7 protein-coding genes are annotated in these 7,465 nt (G+C 72.2%); 3 read left to right on the top strand and 4 right to left on the bottom strand.

Annotated features, from left to right (window positions below; translation table 11 throughout):
• Nucleotides 1-118 precede the first annotated feature (118 nt).
• A complete protein-coding gene (locus tag B7L92_RS05040; protein WP_081236273.1) occupies nt 119-1,201 on the top strand; it encodes a lytic polysaccharide monooxygenase auxiliary activity family 9 protein in 1,083 nt (360 codons plus the stop codon).
• 226 nt (nt 1,202-1,427) lie between these two features.
• Entirely contained in the window at nt 1,428-2,948 is a 1,521-nt protein-coding gene (gene proP, locus B7L92_RS05035) for a glycine betaine/L-proline transporter ProP (protein WP_081236272.1), read from the top strand.
• Between the two features lie 34 nt (nt 2,949-2,982).
• Here proP and B7L92_RS05030 read toward each other — a convergent pair whose 3' ends face one another.
• From B7L92_RS05030 to B7L92_RS05015, 4 genes are all read right to left on the bottom strand, one after another.
• On the bottom strand, nt 2,983-3,759 hold the full coding sequence (locus B7L92_RS05030) for a hypothetical protein (protein ID WP_081236271.1): 777 nt from the start codon (nt 3,757-3,759) through the stop codon (nt 2,983-2,985).
• On the bottom strand, nt 3,756-4,370 hold the full coding sequence (locus B7L92_RS05025; RefSeq protein WP_081236274.1) for an ABC transporter ATP-binding protein: 615 nt from the start codon (nt 4,368-4,370) through the stop codon (nt 3,756-3,758). Before B7L92_RS05025 ends, B7L92_RS05030 begins: the two co-directional genes overlap by 4 nt.
• A gap of 545 nt (nt 4,371-4,915) precedes the next feature.
• Nucleotides 4,916-5,578, bottom strand: a complete 663-nt coding sequence (locus B7L92_RS05020; RefSeq protein WP_081236270.1) for a response regulator transcription factor — start codon at nt 5,576-5,578, stop codon at nt 4,916-4,918.
• The gene (locus B7L92_RS05015) at nt 5,566-6,690 is read right to left on the bottom strand and encodes a sensor histidine kinase (RefSeq protein ID WP_143626238.1); all 1,125 of its coding nucleotides are present in this window, start codon (nt 6,688-6,690) and stop codon (nt 5,566-5,568) included. The genes B7L92_RS05020 and B7L92_RS05015 overlap by 13 nt, the downstream gene beginning before the upstream one ends.
• Nucleotides 6,691-6,851: 161 nt before the next feature.
• On the opposite strand from B7L92_RS05015, the gene B7L92_RS05010 reads away from it, so the two are divergent.
• On the top strand, nt 6,852-7,421 hold the full coding sequence (locus tag B7L92_RS05010) for an RICIN domain-containing protein (RefSeq protein ID WP_143626237.1): 570 nt from the start codon (nt 6,852-6,854) through the stop codon (nt 7,419-7,421).
• Nucleotides 7,422-7,465: the final 44 nt, after the last annotated feature.

Genomic DNA, 7,465 nt, shown 5'->3' with positions numbered 1-7,465 from the left:
AGATGTGTATAAGAGCCCGGTCCCCTCGCCCCGCCCGGTCGATGCCCACCCCGGGCGGGCGAGGGTTCCAACCCCTTCTCCAAGTCATGATCGGTTCACTGTCGGGACGGGAGATCCCATGACCTTACGCAGCAGATTCGTCTCCTTGGCGGCGGTACTGGCCACCCTGCTCGGAGGGCTCGGCCTGAGCTTCCTCTGGCAGAACAACGCGCAGGCGCACGGTGTGGCGATGGTGCCCGGCTCGCGCACCTACCTCTGCCAGCTGGACGCCATCACCGGCACCGGCGCACTGAACCCGACCAACCCGGCGTGCCGGGACGCGCTGAACAAGAGCGGCTCGTCGGCGCTGTACAACTGGTTCGCCGTCCTCGACTCCCGGGCCGCCGGGCGGGGCCCCGGCTACGTGCCGGACGGCACGCTCTGCAGCGCCGGTGACCGGTCCCCGTACGACTTCTCCGCCTACAACGCGGCCCGCGCCGACTGGCCCCGGACGCATCTGACGTCCGGAGCGACGGTCAAGGTGCAGTACAGCAACTGGGCCGCCCACCCCGGCGACTTCCGGGTCTACCTCACCAAGCCCGGCTGGTCGCCCACCTCCCCGCTGGGCTGGGGCGACCTGGAGCTCGTCCAGACCGTCACCAACCCGCCCCAGCAGGGTTCGCCGGGCACCAACGGCGGCCACTACTACTGGGACCTGAAGCTGCCCTCCGGACGTTCCGGCGACGCGCTGATCTTCATGCAGTGGGTCCGTTCGGACAGCCAGGAGAACTTCTTCTCCTGCTCCGACATCGTCTTCGACGGCGGCAACGGCGAGGTGACCGGCATCCGGAACCCGGGCGGTACGCCGACCCCGACCCCGACCCCGACGCCGCCCACCACACCGCCGCACACCGGTTCCTGCATGGCCGTCTACAACGTGGTGAACTCCTGGAACGGTGGCTTCCAGGGCTCCGTCGAGGTGATGAACCACGGGACGTCGCCGCTCAGTGGCTGGGCCGTGCGGTGGCAGCCCGGTTCCGGGACCCGGATCAGCAGCGTGTGGAACGGATCCCTGTCCACCGGCTCCGACGGAGCGGTGACGGTGAGGAACGCCGATCACAACCGTGTCATCAACCCCGACGGGAGCGTGACGTTCGGCTTCACGGCCACCTCGTCGGGCAACGACTTCCCGACGGGAACGATCGGCTGCGTGGAGCCGTAGCGTCCGTCCCGGCGGCCGGAAGCGCCGCGCCACGGCGGCGTACGGGCACGACAGCCGGGAGGCAGGGCCGGGTTCCCCCGCGGAACCCGGCCCTGCGCCGTCGGAGCGGACGGCGGGACCGTCGCCTCCTGGACCGCGACCGGTACGTCGTCGGTCGGACGCCCCGTGTCGGCCGCGTGCTTCCGGTCTCCTCCCGGGGGCGCTGATATGTTCCGTCCGGAGCGGTATGTCCCCGGAAAGGAACGCAGTCACGTCCCCCACCGACAACGCGCCCGTGCCCGATGCCGCAGCGGTCAGGCGTCACCCCGCCCTGTTCCGTGCCGCCAGACGCCGGCAGAACCCGCGGCTGCGCCGGTCGGACGTCACGGTGACGGACGAGCAGGCGGTCAAGCGCGCGGTGAAGGCGGCCTCGCTCGGCAATGCCATGGAGTGGTTCGACTTCGGTGTCTACGCCTACTTGGCCGGCACCATCGGCCGGGTCTTCTTCCCCTCCGGGAACGAGACCGCGCAGTTGCTGTCGTCCTTCGCCACCTTCGCCGTCGCCTTCCTGGTGCGTCCGCTGGGCGGCCTGGTCTTCGGGCCGATGGGCGACAAGGTCGGCCGCAAGAAGGTCCTCGCGCTGACGATGATCCTGATGGCGATCGGCACCGCCGCGATCGGCATGCTCCCGACGTACGCGGCCGTCGGCTTCTGGTCGCCGTTGCTGCTGATCGTCTTCCGGCTGCTCCAGGGGTTCTCCACCGGCGGCGAGTACGGCGGCGCCTCCACCTTCATCGCGGAGTACGCCCCGGACAAGCGGCGCGGCTTCTTCGGCAGCTTCCTGGAACTGGGGACGCTGGCCGGGTACACCGGCGCGGCGGGCCTGGTGACGGCGCTCACCGCCTGGCTGGGCACCGACACGATGGACGCCTGGGGCTGGCGCATCCCCTTCCTGGTCGCCGGACCGCTGGGCCTCATCGGCATCTACCTGCGGCTGAAGCTGGACGACACGCCGGCGTACCTGAAGCTGGAGAAGGGCAACGTCCACGCCGCCGAGGCCGCGGACCCGGTGGAGACCACCGCCCGGGGCGACCTCGCCAAGATCTTCCGGAAGCACTGGCGGACGCTGGTGCTGTGCATCGCGCTGGTCGGCGCGTACAACATCACCGACTACATGCTGCTGTCGTACATGCCGACGTACCTCTCCGACGAGCTGCACTACACCGAGACCCACGGGCTGCTGATCCTGGTGGCCACCATGGTGGTGCTGATGCTGGTCATCAACCAGGTGGGCCGGCTGTCCGACCGGTTCGGCCGCAAGCCCCTGCTGATGACCGGCATGCTGGGCTTCTTCCTCCTGTCCTCCCCGGCGTTCCTGCTGGTGCAGCAGGGCGGTCTGCTCGCGGTCTCGGCCGGCATGCTGATGCTCGGCCTGTCGCTGGTCTGCCTGCTCGGCACCATGTCGGCGGCGCTGCCGGCCATGTTCCCCACATCGGTGCGCTACGGCTCCCTGTCGGTCGGCTACAACCTGTCGGCGTCGCTGTTCGGCGGCACCACGCCGCTGGTCGTCACCGCCCTGATCGACGCGACCGGCTCGGACATGATGCCCGCGTACTACTCGATGGCCGCGGCCCTGGTCGGTGTCGTCGCGGTGGCCTGCATGAAGGAGACGGCACGGCAGCCGCTCGAGGGGTCGCCGCCCTCGGTGCAGACCGAGGAGGAGGCGGCGGAGCTGGTGCAGGAGCGGACACCGACGCCGAAGTTCTGACGGCGCCCGCACCAGGGGGCTGCCGCCCCCGCCCCTACGTGCCGTCGTGCGGGCGTCCGGACGGCTGGTGGGTGCGGGTGCGCAGGACGAAGGCGGCGAGCACGGTGACGGTCATGACGGCCAGCCAGACCACGCTGTGGGTCAGCAGAGGACTCAGGGTGATCTGCCGGGTGAAGCCCGCGGCGAGGCTGGTCTGGAGGGAGCCGTAGCTGGGCAGCAGCTCGACCAGGGCTTTGTCGGCGGTGGTGCTGGCGACGGGATTCTGCGGTGCGAGATCGATGATGCTGACCATGATGATGGTGACCAGTCCCTCGACCTCGCCGGGCAGGAAGAGGGCCAGACACATGCCCATGGCCCCGTAGACCAGGCAGTCCGCCAGGACCGCGAGGCCGAGGAGGAAGGGCTGGAGGGGGGACCAGAACAGCAGCATCCAGGCGGTGGCGTAGGCGCTGACCAGCACTGACGCGGCCAGAAGGGTGGTGAGCTTGGAGCCGACGAGGGCGGTCCGGGAGTAGCCGGCCGCGGTGAGGCGGCGGTCGAAGGCCCTGGTGCGGCGGGCGGCGCTGAACATCAGGAAGCCCACCAACAGGGACACCGCGTTCAGGGAGCCGCTGATCATTGTGATCTCGTCCCCGCCGGCGCGCAGCCAGGTCCCGGTGGCGCGCAGCCGGAAGGGAAACGTCTTCGGTGTGGTGAGGGTCTTCGCCACGGTGATCCACAGCGGGATGAAGACGACCAGGAGCACGGCGGCCAGCCGGTTCTTCGCCACGGCCAGCAGGGCGTAGCGGCAGGCGACCAGGTAGGCGCTCATGCGGTGCCCGCCGCGGGCGGGGGCGCGAGGGTGCCGTCGCGCAGATGGTGCAGGACGTCCAGGCGCTCGGTGTCATGGGCGAGGTGGGAGACGATGATCACGGTGCGGCCACGGTCTTTCAGTTCTCGGGCGAGGTCCCAGAACCGCAGGTAGGTCTCCCAGTCGAAGCCCTGGTACGGCTCGTCGAGCAGCACGACGTCCGGGTCGTGCATCAAGGCCAGGACCAGGTTCAGCTTCTGCCGGGTGCCGCCGCTGAGGACCTTCACGGGTGCGTCCAGGTAACCGGCCGCGGAGAGGGTCCCGATCAGCCGGAGCGCGCGGTCGGGACTCGGGAGGCGGTAGGCGACCTGGAAGAGACGCAGGTGCTGGCGCACGGTCAGCTCCTCGTCCAGGACCGGGTACTGGGGGCAGTAGCCCCGTGCGCCCACCAGGTCGACGTGTCCGTCGTCGGGGCGCAGGTCGCCGCTGAGGATGCGCAGCAGGGTGGTCTTCCCGGCGCCGTTCTCCCCGACGATGCCCACCAGCTGCCCCGCCCGCGCCTCGAAGCTGACCCCGCGCAGGACCTGCCGGGATCCGAAGCCCTTGTGGACCGCCGTGACGCGCAGCACCACCACCGGCCGGCTCCTCACGTCCGGGCCCGGGCGGCGGACCCCGCGCGCTGCCGGCCCCGCGGGTCCCGGCGGCGGCCGGACGGCCGGTGCCGGGGCGGGACGCCGGTGACGGACAGCGGGGTCGGACTGGCCACGAGGGCTCCTCGGAGAGGGTGGGGTGCACAGGTTCCGACCGGCCAACGACGCACGGGCCCGGCGGGATACGTCGGGCCCACCGCCGGCGCGGCGGTGGGGGTCGGACCTCCGCCCGGCAGGCCCGCGTCGCCGGCGGACCGAACACCCGAGCCGGTGCGGGCCGCCGGATCCACCCCCGCCGGGGCCCCGGTCTCCCTGAAGCGCTTGGCCGGGCCCTCCGCCCGGATCGCGTACGTCATGGGATCCCCCTGGTGGCTTCGCGGTGTCGCGGACGTCGCGGGTCGGCGTCCACTCGTTCCACTGTGACGCACGCCACTGACGTTCCTCCCTCCGCCGCCGCCCGCCGGGGGCCGGTCCCTCCCGGACCGCCGATCCGGCCTCGCGGGGACGCGGGGCTTTCGCGGGCCGGGTCAGTCCTCCGCCCAGCCGTCCTCGCGGACACGGGACGCCAGGTCGATCTTCGTGTAGGCGGGCCGGCCCGCCTGCTGGTACTTCTCCTTGACGCGGTCCAGGTAGTACTTGGCCGTGTGCGGACTGACCCCGGCGCGCCGCGCCGTGGCCTTGAGCGTGAGTCCGGAGGCGTACTCCAGCAGCACCTGGCGCTCCTTCGGCGACAGCCTCGGCCGTGCGGGGCCGTCGTCGTGCGCCCAGGCGAAGGCCAGTTCCGCCGAGTGGGCCGTCCCGCCCCCGGCCACCTCCTCGACCGCCTTCACCAGCGTCGGAAGGTCGTGGTCCTTGGTCAGATAGCCGTCCGCGCCGGCCGCGATCGCGGCGACGATCCGGCGGCGGTCGGCCACCGTGCTGATCACGAGCACGCGCGCGCCGGCGGCGCGCAGCCGCCGGATGTTGTCCGGGGGCCGCGACCCGTCGCCGAGCACCAGGTCCAGCAGGACGACGTCGTACGGCACGGACCCGGCGTCCGGCCCGTCCGCGCCCGCAGGGCCCAGCAGACCGTCCACCGTGCGCGCCGTCGCCGCCAGGAACACCTCCGGCACGCCGTCCAGCCAGACCCGCAACCCGTCGAGCAGCATCCGGTCGTCGTCGACCACGGCCACCGTGATCACGCGGGCCACCGCAGGGCCACCCGCGTGCCCTCGCCGGGCGCGCTGTCCACCTCCGCCGCACCGCCCGCCTCGCGCATCCGCGCGCCGATCGACGAACGCAGACCGAGCCCCTCGTCCACGGCCCGCGGGTCGAAGCCGGTCCCGCGGTCGACCACGGTCACCACGACCCCGTCGCCGTCACCCGTGACCGTCACGTACGCGCGGCCCGTACCGGCGTGCCGCAGCACGTTGTTCAGTGCCTCCGTCACCGCGCTGCCCAGCGCGGCCGCCGCGTGGGGAGGTATCTCCGCCAGGCCCCCGTACTGGGCGGTCACGCGCAGCCCCAGGCTCTCCGCCGAACGCACCGCGTGCTCCACGGCCGCCGCCGTGCCCGGCGCGGCGTCCTCCTCCGCGTGCTGCTGCACGAGCCGCCGCAGGTACGCGGCCTCCCGGCCGCACCGCTCGCGCACGGCCCGGGAGTCGGCGTCCGCCCGCCCGTTCGCGATGGCGGTGAGCGTGGCCAGCACCGTGTCGTGCAGCGCCCGGTGGTGCGCCATGCGCTCGGCGTACCGGGCCCGTGCGGCCTCGGAGACGATGGCCCGCTCGGTGGCCGCGTCGAGCAGACGGCCCTGCCGGCGCAGGTACCACCAGAAGACGCGGGCCAGTACGGCGGACGAGACCAGGGCATTGAGGTGCGCGGCGATCACGGCGATCTCCGCGCCGGCCATCCCGTACCCGGCCGTGTGGGTGGCCGTCAGCGCCGCCACCGCACCGGCCACGGCCGCACCCCGGCCGAAGGCCACCGCGCAGACCGCGCTCGCGGATCCGCCGAGCAGCATCGACCAGGCGAGGTCCGACGGCCGGTCCGCCCCGCCCGCGTACACCGCGAACGGCAGCGCACAGCCGACGAGCACCAGGTCCACGAGGGGCGGCCGGGTGCCGAACCGGCGTCGTGAGCGCGCGGTGCCGAAGACGAACAGGCTCGACCCGAGCGCGACCGTCAGCCCGAGCCACGACAGGACGCTGTCCCGCTGGTGCTGGACCACGGCGAGGACACCGACCCCCAAGTGGCTGACCCGGTACAGACCGGTCGCCAGGATCATGAACGACCGGGCCCGCTGCATACCCGACCCCAGGCTCACGGCATGTCTCCCGCGCCCACGCAACCCCCCTGAAACGGCGGTGCAGCCGGGCGCCGGCGGCCCGCTATCTTCGGGGCGTCCCGGCGCCGGTCACGACGAGCCATCAGATCATCACGTCAGGTCGTGGCGCCGGTCGGTATCCAGGCAAAGAAGGAGGAGAAGTGGCTCGAAGTGTGCGCGGGGGAGGGATCGCCGCGTTCTTGGCGGCGCTGCTCGTTCTGCTCGTCCCCGGTACGGCCACCGCGGCCGACCCGCCCATCCGCTACACCGGCTGGATCACCAACGCCTCGATATACGAGATGCGGGCCTCGTACTCGTGGCAGTGCATGGACGTGCGGGGGGAGTCGCAGAACCCGGGCGCCGTCGTCCAGCGCTTCGACTGCAAGGGCAGGCTGCACCAGCGCTTCTACTTCCAGCCCTCCGGCACCCCGGGCCTGTTCATGATCGGTGTGTACGGGAAGTACTGCGTCGGCGCGCAGAACGCCTCGGTCGCCGACGGCACCCCGATGGTGATCGGTCACTGCCAGGGGCCGGGCCAGCACTTCCGCTGGGTCGACCGCGGCAACGACCACTGGGAGATCGTGGAGGCCGCCAGCGGCAAGTGCCTGGTGGACGGGGGCCGTCGGGAGGCGATCCGGCTGGGCGCGTGCGGGAACATCGCCGAGCCGTACCCGAGTCTGTGGACGCCTCGCTACGACCGTCAGTACAACTACACCAGCGTGTGGGGCTGACGGGCCGTAGGGGCCGGGCTCGGCCGCGGCGGGTGCACCGGGGG

The organism is Streptomyces viridosporus (assembly GCF_002078235.1).
Lineage (GTDB): Bacteria > Actinomycetota > Actinomycetes > Streptomycetales > Streptomycetaceae > Streptomyces > Streptomyces viridosporus.
The sequence above is the reverse complement of the archived record's forward strand: the minus strand, read 5'-3'. Positions and strand labels throughout refer to the sequence as shown.

What these genes read in the sequence shown, in the direction of transcription:
- B7L92_RS05040 (WP_081236273.1), top strand. Translation starts at nt 119, where the DNA reads ATGACCTTACGCAGCAGATTCGTCTCCTTGGCGGCGGTACTGGCCACC.
- proP (WP_081236272.1), top strand. Translation starts at nt 1,428, where the DNA reads ATGTCCCCGGAAAGGAACGCAGTCACGTCCCCCACCGACAACGCGCCC.
- B7L92_RS05030 (WP_081236271.1), bottom strand. Translation starts at nt 3,759, where the DNA reads ATGAGCGCCTACCTGGTCGCCTGCCGCTACGCCCTGCTGGCCGTGGCG.